Annotated in this window: 10 protein-coding genes, 1 pseudogene and 1 riboswitch; of the genes and pseudogenes, 6 read left to right on the forward strand and 5 right to left on the reverse strand. The window is 64.2% G+C overall.

All coding sequences use genetic code 11. The annotated features are described in order from the left end of the window. Positions 1–1,289 precede the first annotated feature (1,289 nt). A pseudogene (locus ACFSOZ_RS00005) lies at positions 1,290–2,552 on the reverse strand (AMP-binding protein); the annotation flags it as partial. 292 nt (positions 2,553–2,844) lie between these two features. Here ACFSOZ_RS00005 and ACFSOZ_RS00010 point away from each other — a divergent pair. Together ACFSOZ_RS00010 and ACFSOZ_RS00015 are read left to right on the forward strand one after the other, a co-directional pair. Then, positions 2,845–3,810, forward strand: a complete 966-nt coding sequence (locus tag ACFSOZ_RS00010) for a sugar-binding transcriptional regulator (RefSeq protein WP_379091932.1) — start codon at positions 2,845–2,847, stop codon at positions 3,808–3,810. A gap of 91 nt (positions 3,811–3,901) precedes the next feature. Continuing rightward, positions 3,902–5,956 carry a bifunctional aldolase/short-chain dehydrogenase gene (locus ACFSOZ_RS00015; protein ID WP_379091935.1) on the forward strand — a complete coding sequence of 685 codons (2,055 nt, stop codon included), beginning with the start codon at positions 3,902–3,904 and terminating at the stop codon, positions 5,954–5,956. Between the two features lie 66 nt (positions 5,957–6,022). Here ACFSOZ_RS00015 and ACFSOZ_RS00020 read toward each other — a convergent pair whose 3' ends face one another. The 3 genes from ACFSOZ_RS00020 to ACFSOZ_RS00030 all read right to left on the reverse strand — a co-directional run bounded on the left by ACFSOZ_RS00020 (position 6,023) and on the right by ACFSOZ_RS00030 (position 9,710). Next, entirely contained in the window at positions 6,023–7,075 is a 1,053-nt protein-coding gene (locus ACFSOZ_RS00020; protein WP_379091938.1) for a substrate-binding domain-containing protein, read from the reverse strand. A 48-nt stretch (positions 7,076–7,123) separates the two neighbouring features. Next, positions 7,124–8,119, reverse strand: a complete 996-nt coding sequence (locus ACFSOZ_RS00025) for an ABC transporter permease (protein WP_379091941.1) — start codon at positions 8,117–8,119, stop codon at positions 7,124–7,126. Between the two features lie 79 nt (positions 8,120–8,198). Then, positions 8,199–9,710, reverse strand: a complete 1,512-nt coding sequence (locus ACFSOZ_RS00030; RefSeq protein WP_379091944.1) for a sugar ABC transporter ATP-binding protein — start codon at positions 9,708–9,710, stop codon at positions 8,199–8,201. 135 nt (positions 9,711–9,845) lie between these two features. On the opposite strand from ACFSOZ_RS00030, the gene mtnK reads away from it, so the two are divergent. Beyond that, a complete protein-coding gene (gene mtnK / locus ACFSOZ_RS00035; RefSeq protein WP_379091947.1) occupies positions 9,846–11,117 on the forward strand; it encodes an S-methyl-5-thioribose kinase in 1,272 nt (423 codons plus the stop codon). Continuing rightward, positions 11,114–12,208: an S-methyl-5-thioribose-1-phosphate isomerase gene (gene mtnA, locus ACFSOZ_RS00040; protein ID WP_379091949.1), complete on the forward strand. Its 1,095-nt coding sequence runs from the start codon at positions 11,114–11,116 to the stop codon at positions 12,206–12,208. Before mtnK ends, mtnA begins: the two co-directional genes overlap by 4 nt. 30 nt (positions 12,209–12,238) lie before the next feature. On the opposite strand, the gene ACFSOZ_RS00045 is transcribed toward mtnA, so the two are convergent. Beyond that, positions 12,239–12,778 (reverse strand): Lrp/AsnC family transcriptional regulator, encoded by a 540-nt coding sequence (locus ACFSOZ_RS00045; RefSeq protein WP_379091952.1) that lies wholly within the window; start codon positions 12,776–12,778, stop codon positions 12,239–12,241. Positions 12,779–12,826: 48 nt separating this feature from the next. Here ACFSOZ_RS00045 and ACFSOZ_RS00050 point away from each other — a divergent pair, with 48 nt between their 5' ends. Further along, a complete protein-coding gene (locus ACFSOZ_RS00050; protein ID WP_379091955.1) occupies positions 12,827–14,005 on the forward strand; it encodes an MFS transporter in 1,179 nt (392 codons plus the stop codon). A 69-nt stretch (positions 14,006–14,074) separates the two neighbouring features. Next, a riboswitch (FMN riboswitch) is annotated at positions 14,075–14,222 on the forward strand. A gap of 76 nt (positions 14,223–14,298) precedes the next feature. Next, on the forward strand, positions 14,299–14,772 hold the full coding sequence (locus ACFSOZ_RS00055) for a 6,7-dimethyl-8-ribityllumazine synthase (protein ID WP_379091958.1): 474 nt from the start codon (positions 14,299–14,301) through the stop codon (positions 14,770–14,772). Positions 14,773–14,888: the final 116 nt, after the last annotated feature.

The following is a 14,888-nucleotide window of genomic DNA, read 5'->3' on the forward strand; positions in this document are numbered from 1 at the left end:
TCACCTGCGGCCCACAGCCGCCGCGTGTCGAAAGAACACTTGCCTTGCTCACCAGGAGGGATAGTCGGCCGGTGTAGATGCATTGCCCATTACACGCGCACCGCCGGCCCGGGTCTTGCCGAGCTGGTTGCCGGCACATGACAGCCGTTCGCACGGTTTTGCGCGCCAGCGCGCGTGGAATTCCGCGTGCCTGCATAGGGCCGGTAGGCGGCGAGGAGGCAGAGGATTGGGGAGGGTGGGCGCGTGAAAGCAGTGGCGCGGGAAACGTCGTTCCAGCTGGGCCGCCAGCAGAGGGGCGGCGGCCAAGGAGGATAGTGGCCGTCGTGGGAATCGGAGCGTCCGAGGTCTTCAGTTGAACGGCTGAGGACGTGCTGTCGAGGCGTGCGGTGATGCCTGGCTGCCGGATCTCGTCATATCGCTGCAGACCCGTCCAGTTGGTTGATCGAAACATGCAAATCCTTGGGCAGCACCGAAGCGACGATCTTCAGATACTGTCGGGCTGTCGGCACGCGCACCTCGCGATGACGCCGGCGCGACGTGGTCGTGCGGAAGTCGGCTGCGCACCGCATTGCTCAGGGAATCATCGCCATGCGTGGTGTCTCGCTTCGGGCAGGCCAGTAACTCGCGCACACCCGTTCGCGCTCCGGTTGGCGGCATGCTGGCGGCGAGCGCCGCCGTCCGGCTTTGTCATGCGATGGCGGACACAGGCCTGGCGGCGGCGCCTTGTCAAACTACCCTCTATGCCTCGCGCCTCCGCTGGTCTCGCCGCGGTTTCACGCGTCCGGTATTTGCGCAGCGGGCGGATTTTTTCGCCTGGATTTCGCCTGCACCCTGATTTCAAGTTGGGCGGGCGCGCTGCGCGGCTTGCTGGCCAGCCCGCGCCGGGACTTTGCCGAGAGCTTCGCGTCCGTGCCCGCGGCCGCGCCTTGCACGCTTCGGAGCGCCCGCGCGCCGGAAGCCGCCGCACCGGATTCCGGCCGGGTCAAGGGCGCAGCGCCGGCTCAGCAGCCGTGCCGCCCCGATGAGCCCCACTCGCTGCTACCCGAGCGTTCACGCAGGGCAAAACCGGAAAACACGCGCCGATCGACGCATCGACGGACCGCGCGCAGCATGCCAATTAGCCCGCCGCGGCACGATCTGCTCTGACGACGGCCAGCCGCACACCTGCCGCGTGCGCCGCGCCACATCGAAGGTAGATTGTCGCCCCATGGCGCGGGGTGTGGGACAGACCTCGCGAGCCGTCATCGTCGAGTGGATGATGGTGGTGCGTACAGCGGTAGCCAGCGACGACCGCAACAGGCCTCGTCGCTGGCCTTGCGGTTCTTCAGATAGCCCTTCATGACGATGTTGCCGCGGAACATGACCTCGCCGATGGTCTCGCCATCCGCCGGGGTCGTCCGCATCGTCTCGGGGTCCATGACGGTCAAGCCCTCGAGCGCTGCATAGCGCACGCCCTGCCGTGCCTTTTTGGCGCTGCGCTCGGCCTTTTCAAGATCGTCCCAGGCGCCATGCCATTCGTTGACGACCGCCGGACCATAGGTCTCGGTCAGGCCGTAGAGATGGGTGACGGCAAAGCCGGCATCGGCCATGCCCGACAGCACGGCCTCCGGCGGCGGAGCAGCGGCCGTGTTGAAGGTGACGGTCTGCGGGAATTCGCGCTTGTCCTCGTCCTTCGCATTGATCAGCACCGACATGACGACCGGCGCGCCGCACAGATGGGTGACGCCGTGATCGGCAATCGCATCGTAGATCGGCTTCGGCCGCACCCAGCGCAGGCAGACATGGGTGCCAGCCTGGACGGCGAGCGTCCATGGAAAGCACCAGCCATTGCAGTGGAACATCGGCAGCGTCCACAGATAGACGGCATGCTTGGCCATGCCGGCATGGATGGTGTTGGTGTAGGCCATCAGCGCAGCACCGCGATGGTGGTAGACGACGCCCTTCGGATTGCCTGTCGTGCCGGAGGTGTAGTTGAGCGAGATCGCGTCCCACTCATCGTCGGGCATCGACCAGGCGAAATCCTCGTCGCCGCCAGCGACGAAGTCCTCATAGTCGAGCGCGCCTATGCGCTCGCCCTTGGGGTAAGGTGCGTCGGCAGCGTAGTCGGGATCGTCATAGTCGATGACCAGAGGCTTGACCTTGGCCAGTTCCAGGGCCTGCTTGACGACGCTGGAGAACTCGCGGTCGACGATCAGTATCCTGGTCTCGGCATGGTCGAGCTGAAAGGCGATGACCGCGGCATCGAGGCGGGTGTTGAGCGAATGCAGCACCGCCTTGGTCATCGGCACGCCGAAATGCGCCTCCAGCATCGGCGGCGTGTTGGACAGCATGACGGTGACCGTATCGCCCTTGCCGATGCCGCGTTTGCGTAACGCCGAGGCAAGCATCAGCGACCGGCGCCAGAACGTGCGATAGTCTATGCGCTGGTGGCCATGGATGATGGCGACATGGTCGGGATAGGTCTTTGCCGCGCGCTCCAGATAGGTGAGCGGCGTCAGCGGCTGGTGGTTGGCCGCGTTCTTGTCGAGATCCTGTTCGTAAGGATTGCCCATCCCGTCCTCCCTAGCGCATGACCCCGAAAATCGGAATCGATTTTCGGAAAGGATCATGCGCAGACCAAAGTGCTACAGCGTCCTTTGCGCGTCCGTGAGGACGCGCGGCGCTGTAGTGTCTTCCTTGAGACCTTCTAATAACAGGCTCGGGCCGCGTCACCACCAACGATGCCACGATCGAGCGCATTTGGCACAATGATGATCTAGATTCAGCGGGCGAAAGGGCATCGTATACCTTGGCCTTGTTTGACTTTTGTCGAAGGCCGTGAATAATGTCAGCCGAGGAGACGGCATGGCGATCCGACCGGCAGAACAGCTCATCCACAAGGCCGCCTGGCTCTACTACGCCCATGGCCTGCGGCAGGACCAGGTGGCGAGCCAGCTTAACATTTCCCGCGCCTCGGTCGCCATGTATCTGCGCAAGGCGCGCGAGACCGGCATCGTCAACATCTCGACCTCGACCCAGCTTTTCACCGACGATGTGCTGGCGCGCAAGCTCGAGGATGCGCTGAGCCTCGACGCCGTCTGGATCGCGCCGGAAAACGACCATATCGCCGATCCGTCGACGGAAATCGCCGTGCTGGCGGCAAGCGTCTTTCTCGAGCTGGTCAAGAAGGGCGACCGCATCGGCGTCGCCTGGGGCCGCACCGTCTACACGATCGCCGACATCATGTCCTACGCCGACCTGCAGGATGTCACCGTGGTGCAGCTGTGCGGCAATCTCGGCGCGCCCTATTCCTACCGGCCCGACCAGTGCACCATGGAAATCGCGCGGCGGCTCAACGCCAAGGGCCTCAACTTCTACGCGCCGCTGGTGCTGTCGACGGAAGAGCTGGCGCGCGCGCTGCGCGCCGAACCGGTGATCCGCGAGCAATTGTCCGGCGTCGGCGAATGCGATCTGGCGCTGTACTCGGTCGGCGCGGTCGACGCCGACAGCCATCTGGTCAAATGCGGCGCGCTGACATCAGGCGAAATGGCGGAGCTGCGCAGCCAAGGCGCTGCCGGCGTCATTGCCGGGCAGATCATCGACGCCCAGGGCAAGGTGCTCGACTGCAGCTATAACCGCCGGGTGATCTCGGCTGATCTTGCCTCGCTGCGTGCCATCGCCAGGCGCCTGATGGTCGTGCAGGAGGACAGCAAGTTCGAACCGCTTCTCGCGGCGATCGCTGGCGGACTTTGCACGCATCTGGTGGTCGGCGCGCGCATGGCGCAGCGGCTGCTGGACCATGCGGCTGCCACGACAGAAAAGGCCTCCTAGGAAACCACCATCTCCGCCGCCGGCGCATTGTCATCAAAGCGTCGCGGCATACCTGTTTCACCATCAATGACAGCAATCGGACGAAGCGAACATGAAGAACCTGTGGAATGACGAGGCAGCCGAGAAACTCGTTGCCGACTATGCAAGGAAGGGTGTCGAGCGCGACCTGGCGCTGCGCGTCTACACGACGCGGCTGCTGGGCGGCGAGCCGCGGCTGGTCCTGCATGGCGGCGGCAACACCTCCTGCAAGACGACGGCCACCGATCTTGTCGGCGACCAGTGGGACGTGCTGTGCGTCAAGGGCAGCGGCTGGGACATGGGCGTCATCGAGCCGCAGGGCCTGCCGGCGGTCAAGCTCAAGCCGCTGCTCAAGGCGCGCTCGCTGAACAAATTGGCCGACGAGGACATGGTTGCCCTGCAACGCGTCAACCTCATCGACCCCTCGTCGCCCAACCCGTCGGTCGAGACGCTGCTGCACGCCTTCCTGCCGCACAAATTTGTCGACCACACCCACTCGACCGCCATTCTCGCCATCGTCGACCAGGAAGACAGCAAGCCGCTGGTGGCGACGGTGTTCGGCGCGAAGATGGGCTATGTGCCCTACATCATGCCCGGCTTCGACCTCGCCAAGGCGGCGGCCGACATCTTCGACGCCGATCCGACCGTCGAGGGCCTGATCCTCGACAAGCATGGCATCTTCACCTTCGGCGACGATGCCAGGCAGGCCTACGACCGGATGATCCACTATGTGAACGTCGCCGAGGACTACGTCGCCAAAAACGCCAAGCCGCGAGCGGCGAAGGCAGCATTGCCGGCAAAGCTCGCGACGCCGGCCACCATCGCGCCGACACTGCGCGGCGCCGTCGCTGTGGCTCGCGGCGAAGGCCGCTTCGACCGCATGATCAGCGACTTCCGCACCTCGGACGCGATCGTTGATTTCATCAATTCGGCTGAGATCGCCGACTTGGCCGGACGCGGCGTTTCGACGCCCGATCTGTCGATCCGCATCAAGACCGGACCGATGGCGCTGCCGGCGCCCGATGCCGACAAGGTCGGCGACTACAAGGCCGTGATCAAGGATCACGTCGAGGCCTTCGCCAAGGATTACCGCGCCTATTTCGAAACCAACGATGCCCTCGACGACGTCAAGCGCACCATGCTCGACCAGATGCCGCGGCTGACGCTGGTGCCGGGTCTCGGCATGTTCGGCCATGGCCGCACGCTGAAGGATGCGAAGATCGCCTCCGACGTCGGCGAGATGTGGATCGAGGCGGTGCGCGGCGCGGAGGCGGTCGGCCGTTTCCATCCGCTCGCCAAGGCCGACCTGTTTCCGCTCGAATACTGGTCGCTGGAACAGGCCAAGCTCGCCTCCAACAAGCCGAAGCCGCTGACCGGCCAGGTGGTGCTGATCACCGGCGGCGCCGGCGCGATTGGTGCCGCGACTGCCAGGCTCTTCGCCGACAATGGCGCCCATGCCGTCGTTGTCGATCTCGATGCCGAAAAGGCCGCCGACGCCGCCAAGAAGGCCGGCAACAACTCGATCGGTGTTGCCGCCGACATCACCGATCCGACGCAGGTGCGTGCCGCCTTCGACAGGGCGGTTGCCGTGTTCGGCGGCGTCGACATGCTGGTCTCCAATGCGGGCGCTGCCTGGGAAGGCCGGATCGGCGAACTCGACGATGCGCTTTTGCGCAGGAGTTTCGAGCTCAATTTCTTCGCCCACCAGTCGGTGGCGCAGAATGCCGTGCGCATCATGCTCGAACAGGGCACCGGCGGCGTGCTTTTGTTCAACACCTCCAAGCAGGCGGTCAATCCGGGGCCGAAGTTCGGCGCCTATGGCGTGCCGAAGGCAGCGACGCTGTTCCTGTCCAGGCAATACGCGCTCGACTATGGCGCGCACGGCATCCGCTCGAACGCCGTCAACGCCGACCGCATCCGCTCGGGTCTTTTGACCGACGCCATGATCGCCAGCCGCTCCGGCGCGCGCGGCGTGTCGGAGAAGGAATACATGTCCGGCAATCTGCTCGGCCAGGAAGTGACGGCGCAGGACGTGGCGCAGGCGTTCCTGCACCACGCGCTGGCCGACCGGACCACCGCCGATGTGACGACGGTCGACGGCGGCAACATCGCGGCCGCGTTGCGGTAGGCGGACCGGCCGACCAAAAAAGGGCGGCTCACGGGCCGCCCCTTTTTGTTTGTGTCGTGACGAACCTTACTTGGCGTTCGGGTTCGGCATCCAGGCCGGCATCGCGACATCGGCATGGGCGAACTGCGGCAACTTGGCCGACAGGTCTTCCATGTTCTTGATGTCCTTGTCGATGAGGTCCTTCTGGGTGATCAGCGTCGGCGGCACGACGACATTGTGGCCGGGGTCTTCACCGGCGAGCAGCTGTGCCAGCGCACGCACCGAAACCTGGCCGACGACGGCCGGGTTGGTCGCGGCGGTTGCCGCCCAGGCGCTGTCGGGCTCGCGCATCGCGGCTATGTCGGACGTCGAGATATCGGCCGAGTAGATCTTGATGCCCTTGTTCAAGCCCGCCTCGTCGACGGCGATCTTCACACCCTTGGCGAATTCGTCATAGGGGGCGAACATCACCTTGATGTCGGGATGGGCCGACAGCACCGAACGCGCCTGGTTGGCGACGGAATTGGCGATCGGATTGTCGAGCGTGCCGAACATCGCGACTTCGCTGATGCCGGCATACTTCTTCTTGACGTCGACCCAGGTCTCGTTGCGGCGGTCGAGCGGCGCGATGCCGGCGACATAGACATAGCCGGCCTTCCAGCTCTCGCCATTGTCCTTGACCGCCTGTTCGAGCGCGAGACGGGCCAGGTCGCGGTCGGATTGCTCGATCTGGGGGATCTTGGGGTTTTCGACATTGACGTCGAAAGCCACCACCTTGATGCCGGCGTCGACCGCGCGCTGCGCGGCGTCCTTCATCGATTCCGTCAGACCGTGCTGGATGATGATGCCCTGTACGCCAAGCGCGATGGCCTGATCGACCATGTCAGACTGAAGCGCGGCGTCCTGGCGGCTGTCGAGCACGCGCAGGTCGACGCCCAGCGCCTTGGCCTGTGCCTCGACGCCGCTGAGATAGGCCTGGAAGAAGTCGCCGGTCGAGAGATAGCGCACCAGCGCGATCTTGACGCCGGGCTTGTCGAAAGGCGCCGGCTTGTCCGCGGCCAGCGCCGGGAACTGCATCAGCATGGTTGCGCCGGCCAGCCCGAGCGCGACCTTCCCCAGAAGTCTTCTTGTGATGTTCACTTCGTTTCCTCCACTCTTGTTGAACCCAAAATCCTATCCGGTCGAAAGCTATCTCCTGCCCCTGCCCGAAAGCGCAAAGGTGAAGACAAGGGCGACGACCAGAACCACGCCCTTGACGAAATCCTGCGTGTAGTAAGGCGCGTTCATCATCGTCAGGCCTTGCAGCAAGATGCCGACGAACAGCGCACCGACGGCGGTGCCGAAGGCGTTCGGCTTGGCGGCGCCAAGCACCGCGTAACCGATGAGCGCCGCGGCGACAGCGTCGAGCAGCAGATTATTACCCGAGGCGATGTCGCCGCGTCCAAGTCGGGCGGCGAGCAAAATGCCGCCGATCGAGGCAAAAACTCCTGAAATAACGTAGGCCCAGATTTTGTATGCCTTGACAGGCGCGCCGGCGAGTTCGGCGGCACGCTCGTTGCTTCCTACCGCATACATCATGCGCCCGAAACGCGTGTATTCGAGGAAGAACCAGATCAGCACGGCGAGCACGAGCAGCACCACCACCGACACCGGAATGAGGTTCGGGATGAAGAAATCGAAGCGGTGGCGGCCGAGCGCCAGGAAAGCGTCAGAGAATTTGCCATTGGCGACCGAACCGTCCGGCATGGTCATGCCGGTGGCGATCGAACGGCCCTCGGTCGGGATGCGCTGCAGGCCGACCAGCAGGAACATCATCCCGAGCGTCGCCAGGAGATCGGGCACCCGCATATAGACGATCAGCCAGCCATTGATCAGGCCGACGATGGCGCCGATCAGCAGGCAGGCGACGACCGCGACGAGAGCGTTCTGCTCCAGCACTACCATGACATAGGCCGCCGCCATCATGGCTGAGGTGGCGACCGAGCCGATCGACAGATCGAAGCCGCCGACGACGAGCGTGGCGGTGACGCCGAGCGCCAGCACGCCGGTGATGGCGACTGACTGGAAGATGAAGACGGCACTTTGCGGCGAAACGAAACCGTCGGCGGCGATCGCGAAATAGGCGACGAGCCCGAACAAGAGCACGATGAAGCCGTAGCGGATGGCATGGTCGCGCAGCGTCATTCAGCGCTCCCCAACGCCGCTGCGATTTTTACCCAACTCGAACTCATGCTCTCTCCATTCCAATTCCTTGCCGCCGCGCTCAGGCGGCGCTGTGCAGCGGTCCGCCGGCGACCTCGGCCAGCAGGCGATCGAGATCGACATCGGCGTTGCGATGTTCGCCGACGATGGTCTGCTCCGACATCACCAGGATGCGATCGGCGGTCTCCAGTGCCTCGTCGAGTTCAGTGACGAACAGCAGCGTGGCGCGGCCGTTTGCACTCGCCCTCAGCTTGGCGGCAATGTCGCGCCTCGCGGAAATGTCGACGCCCTGAAACGGCTCATCCAGAATGAACAGCCCTGCATTCTGCGCCATCCAGCGGGCGACCATCACCTTCTGCTGGTTGCCGCCGGACAGCGCCGACATCTCGTCCTTCTCGGAGCGGCAGACAATGCCAAGTTCCTCGATCTGCCGGCGCGCGGTGATGCGTTCCAGACGGCGCCTGAGAACGGCGAAACGCGACATGCGCTTGTGAAACGGCAGGCTGATATTTTCCTGGATGTTGAAGCCGGCGACGATACCGTTTTCGCCGCGGTCCTTGGCGACGAGGAACACGCCGGCGGCGATCGCCTCGCCCGCCGATTCCGGTGCATAGGGCTTGCCGTTCAGCACCATGGTGCCGGAAAGCGGCTTGCGCACGCCAAACAGCGTCTCGGCCAGCGCCGTCTTGCCGACGCCGACGAGGCCGGTGATGGCGACGACCTCGCCGTCGCCGAGCGTCAGCGAGATCGGCCTGGCGCCTTGCGCTATGCGCAAACCATCGATCTTGAGGACGATCTTGGCCGAATCCCTGACGACGATCTGGTCGAGCTGGATCTTGCGGCCGAGCATGGCGTTGACCGCGCCTTCATAATCGAGCGGTTTCTTGTCGAAGACGCCTGAGATGATGCCGTCGCGCATCGAGACGATGCGGTCGGCAAGCCGCCTGATGTCAGACATGCGGTGCGAGATGTAGAGGATCGCGACGCCCTGCTCGCGCAGCCTGTCGATCAGCGCAAACAGCCGGTCGGCCTCGGCGCTGGACAGAGAGGAGGTCGGCTCGTCGAGGATCAGCACTTTCGGCTGATGCGCCAAAGCGCGGGCGATCGCCACCATCTGGCGATCGGCCAGCGAAAGATCGCTGATGCGCGCCTTGAGGTCGATGGCCAGCCCCATGCGGTCGGCAACGGCCTTGGCCTCGCGACGCACGCGCGCCGGATTGAACAGGAACGGGGCGCCGCTGCCACTCAAGCGGTCGAGGGTCAAATTGGTGGCGACATCGAGATCGGCGACGACGCCGTCATTGATGTTCTGGTGAACGGTGACGACGCCGGCGCGGATCGCCTCCGCCGGCGTGTTCGGCGCGAAGGCGTGTCCAGCGAGGCCCATGGTGCCGTCGCCGCGCTCATAGACGCCGCTGATGATCTTGACGAGGGTGGATTTGCCGGCACCGTTGGCGCCCATGAGCACGGTCACTTCACCGGCGTGCAGCTCCAGCGAGACGCCGCCAAGCACCTCGTTCTGGCCAAAGGATTTCCTCAGCCCCTCTGCGCGGAACACGGCATTGCCGACCATGCGTTCCTCCCTGACATGACGCTATGGGCTACATCGGCAATTGTCAACACGATTGACAATTGCCAGATCGCTTCCTAGCTTGGCCCGGCCGCTATGCCTCCGTTATGTTCGGAGCGCATATGCGGGAGGATGACGATGACTGGGAAATTGCAGTTCGAAGCACTGTCGGTCGAGACGCTGCCGACCCGCCTTGGCGACAACGAGGCGTTGCGCGCCAAGATCGGCAAGGACACGAACGCCTGGAAGGTCCGCGAGGTCGGCGACGGCAATCTCAATCTCGTCTTCATCGTCGAGGGCGCCAGCGGTGCAGCGGTGGTCAAGCAGGCCCTGCCCTATGTCCGCCTGGTCGGCGACAGCTGGCCGCTGCCGCTCAAGCGCTCCTTCTTCGAATACCACGCGCTGACGCGGCAGGAGGCGCGCGCGCCAGGTTCGGTGCCGGCGATCTATCATTTCGATGAAAGCCAGGCGCTGATCATCATGGAGTATCTGTCGCCGCACATCATCCTGCGACGGGCATTGATCGAGGGCCGGCAATTGCCTGATATCGCCAGGGATATCGGCCTGTTCATGGCGCGCACCCTGTTTCGCGGCTCCGATCTGCATATGGCAGCCAAGGACCGCAAGGCCGATCTGGCGCTGTTTGCCGACAATGTCGAACTCTGCGACATCACCGAGAACCTGGTGTTCTCCGATCCCTATTTCGACGCCAGGATGAACCGGCATACGAGCCCGCAGCTCGACGGTCTCGTCGCCGAACTGCGCGCCGACCGCGACCTCAAGGTCGAGGCGCAGCGGCTGAAGCATATCTTCGCCGCCAATGCCGAAACGCTGCTGCATGGCGACCTGCATTCCGGCTCGATCATGGTCACCGACTCGGAAACCCGGATGATCGATCCGGAGTTCGCCTTCTACGGTCCGATGGCGTTCGATGTCGGTATGCTGCTCGCCAATTTCTGGATGTCCTTCTTCTCGCAGCGTGGACATGAGCAGAATAGGAAGCGCGACGCCATGCGCGCCTATCTGCTTGAGGTGACCGTCGAGACTTGGGCTGTGTTCCGCGCCGAGTTCTCGCATCTGTGGCGCACCGAGCGCACCGGCATGCTCTACCAGAAAAGCCTGTTCGAGGATCAGGGCGACAGGCTCGGCGCCGAACAGGCGCTCGACCATGTGCTGCACCAGATCTGGACCGATCTCCTGGGATTTGCCGGCATCGAGGTCCACCGGCGCATCCTCGGCCTCGCCCACAATGCCGATTTCGAGACCATTGCCGACGAGGATCTGCGCGCCAGTTGTGAGGCGAAGGCGCTGAAATTCGGCCGTCACCTCGCCGTCAACCGGCGCCAGATCCACAGCATCGACGAGGTCAACACTCTGGCCGCGCTGATCGAACAGGAGAGCAGCATTTGAACGTCGGCGACCGCCACTATCGCACCATCTGGCTGAGCGACGACGGGCGTTCGGTGGAGATCATCGACCAGCGCTGGCTGCCGCATGATTTCCGCGTCGAAAGGATCGGCAGCGTGGCCGGCATCGCCACCGCGATCCGCGACATGTGGGTGCGCGGTGCGCCGCTGATCGGCGTCACCGCCGCTTATGGTGTCGCCATGCAGATGGCCGACGATCCGTCGGATGCAGCACTCGACGCCGTCTGGGAAACCTTGCACGAGACGCGACCGACAGCGATCAATCTGCGCTGGGCGCTCGATGAAATGCGGCGCTTCCTCAAGCCGCTGCCAACAGAACAACGCGCCGAAGCCGCCTACCAACGCGCTGGCGAAATCGCCGACGAGGATGTCGGCCTCAACCGCGCCATCGGCGAGAACGGCCTCGCCATCATCAAGGCGATCGCGGCGCGCAAGCCGCCGGGCGAACCCGTCAACATCCTGACCCATTGCAATGCCGGCTGGCTGGCGACCGTCGATTACGGCACCGCCACCGCGCCGATCTATCTGGCCACAGAGGCTGGCATTCCTGTCCACGTCTATGTCGACGAGACGCGGCCGCGCAACCAAGGCGCCCAGTTGACCGCCTGGGAGATGGCCGGCCACGGCGTGCCGCACACGCTGATCGTCGACAATGCCGGCGGCCATTTGATGCAGCGCGGCGAGATCGACATGGTCATCGTCGGCACCGACCGCACCACCGCCGATGGCGATGTCTGCAACAAGATCGGCACCTATCTCAAGGCACTTGCCGCCGCCGACAATGACGTGCCGTTCTATGTCGCCTTGCCGTCGCCGACCATCGACTGGACGGTGCATGACGGGCTGGCCGAAATCCCGATCGAGCAGCGTTCCGCCGACGAGGTGTCGCTGGTCTGGGGCAAGACCGCTGCCGGCGAGATCGCCCAGGTGCGGATATCACCCGAGACGACGCCCGCGGCGAACCCGGCCTTCGACGTGACGCCGGCGCGGCTGGTCACCGGCCTGATCACCGAACGCGGTGTCGCCAAGGCATCCCGCGAAGGCCTGAAGGCGATGTTTCCCGAGCGAGCGTAGCACCGTCCAGCACTTTGCCGGCTCGGTCTTCTAGTACAGAGGCTCGACCATATGTTTGGGCGTCGGCCATGTCGCGGTGACGCCGGGCTGCACCGGCCGCTCGAGATAGGTCGACAGCACCACATAGCTGCGCGTCGAGGTGACACCCGGCGTCTCGTAGAGGCGTGCCAGAAGTCCCTCAAGCGCTCTCGTGTCTTCGGTGCGGACCTTCAGTAGCATGCATGTGTCACCGGCGACGGTGTGGATTTCCTCGACTTCCGGATACTGCGAAACCGCCATCAGTTCCGGGGTCTTTCCCCAGCCTCTGGTGTCGATATGGACAAAGGCGAGCAACGGCTTTTTCACCGATTTGGGATCGATGATGGCGGCTGTGTTGCGGATGGCGCCGCTGCGCCGCAGGCGCTTGACCCGTTCATGCGCGGCCGGCGGTGAAAGCCCCACGCGATCACCGAGTTCCGCATAGCTGACCGTCGCGTCGTCGACGAGGACACCTAATATCTTTCGGTCGATTGCGTCGAGGTCACGGGCCGCAGACCTGTTCTGCAGAATGCCATCTGTTTCTTCATCCATGTTGAAATTCCCGGTTGCTACAGAATTTAATGCGGTCACTATGGTCTTATGTCGAACGCTGATCAAGTTGCATCATTGGCCACAAGCGCCCGGGCGCCGATCCCGGCCCTTGCCTATCTCCTGACCGGCTGCATCGCCGTGATCGGCTCGAATTCGCTTGTGCTGGGCCCGATCGCACCGGCCGTGGCCTCGTCGTTTGCGACAAGCGTGCCGGTCGTGATGATTGCGGCGGCCGCGTTCGGCCTCGGCACCTCCGCAAGCGCCCTGTTCCTGGCGCGCTATATCGACCGGGTTGGCGCCCGCCGGATGCTGCAGGGCGCATTGCTGTTGCTGGCGATTGCACTCGTCGCCAGTGCCGCGGCACCGACGGTCGCGGCGCTGGTCGTGGCCCAGTCTGTTGCCGGCATCGCCGCCGGTATCGCCATGCCGGCAATCTATGCCAGTGCGGCGGCCATCGCGCCGCCGGGTCGCGAAAGCGGCACCATCGGTGTCGTGCTGACCGGCTGGACCTTGAGCATGGTCGCCGGTGTTTCGCTGTCGGCCGTGCTTGCCGATCTCGTGCATTGGCGTGCCGTTTTCGCAGCGGTCGCACTGCTCGCAATGTTTGCCTTGGCCGGCCTCACAATGACCTCGCTGAGCGACGCCAGGAAGAGCGGCCCGGCACCGACGCCGCTGGAGGCGCTCGGCATTCCAGGCATCGCACCGCTTCTGATCGCCTGCGCCGCTTTCATGACCGCCTTCTACGGCGTCTATGGCTATCTCGGCGATCACCTGCACAGCGGATTGGGGAGACCGGTGAGCGACAACGGCTGGGCAGCACTTGCCTATGGCATCGGCTTCGGCACGGCTGCCCTCCTCGACGGCGTCATCGATCGCCTGGGCGCGCGTCGCGTCATGCCGTTTGCCTATCTTCTTGTCGCCACCGTCTACGTCGCGATTGCCGCGGCCAGCGGCAGCTTCGGCCTGACCATCACCATGGTGGCGGTCTGGGGATTGGCCAACCACTTCGGCCTGAACGTCCTGGTGATGCGCCTGTCGGCGCTCGATCCGTCGCGGCGCGGCACGATCATGGGGCTGAACAGTGCGGTGACCTATCTGGCGGTCTTTGTCGGCACCACCGGCTTCGGGCCGCTCTATTCGACCTTCGGTTTCGCCACCTGCGCAGCGGTTGCGGCCTTGCTCATGCTGGTGGCCGCTGCTGCGGCGGCGTGGCGCACGACTAATTGACAGACTGTAGTGGCCATCGGTCTTTCGCGCGATTGACAGCGGCGCCCTGCCCTTCCATACAAACGGCGTTAATGTTCTCAGGGCGGGGTGAAAGTCCCCACCGGCGGTAAGGGTTTCGGCCCAAGCCCGCGAGCGCTTTCCGACACAATCGGAAGGGTCAGCAGATCCGGTGTGATTCCGGAGCCGACGGTTACAGTCCGGATGGAAGAGAGCGAACGGAAGACGGACCGCCTTGGCGGGCCGGATTTTGTATCGTGCGTCCTGATTCTGGTTCGAAACGGAAGGATGGACCCATGAATCAGCATTCCCATAAAGACTATGAAAAGACCCGCATCGCCGTCATTCGCGCGCGCTGGCATGCCGACATTGTCGACCAGTGCGTGCAGGCCTTCGAGGCGGAACTGGCCTTGCTCGGAGGCGAGCGCTTCGCCGTCGATGTCTTCGACGTGCCCGGCGCCTACGAAATTCCGCTGCACGCCAAGACCCTGGCCGGGACCGGCCGCTATGCCGCGATCCTGGGCACAGCCTTCGTCGTCAATGGCGGCATCTACCGGCATGAATTCGTCGCGAGTGCCGTCATCGACGGCATGATGAACGTGCAATTGTCGACCGGCGTGCCGGTGCTGTCGGCGGTGCTCACCCCGCACAACTACCATGACAGCGCCGAACATCACCGCTTCTTCTTCGAGCACTTCACCGTCAAGGGCAAGGAAGCGGCCAATGCCTGCGTGCAGATCCTGACCGCGCGCGAGTTGATCGCGGCTTGAGATCACCAAAAGAAGCCGGATTTCAGCCCTGCAACAAGAATTGCGGTCGATAAGGCCTCTGAAGGTTGCGGTTGGCCTGAAATCCGGCCAGAAGCATCAAGGGCCGACCGGCGACC

The organism is Mesorhizobium newzealandense, assembly GCF_042682145.1.
GTDB lineage: Bacteria > Pseudomonadota > Alphaproteobacteria > Rhizobiales > Rhizobiaceae > Mesorhizobium > Mesorhizobium newzealandense.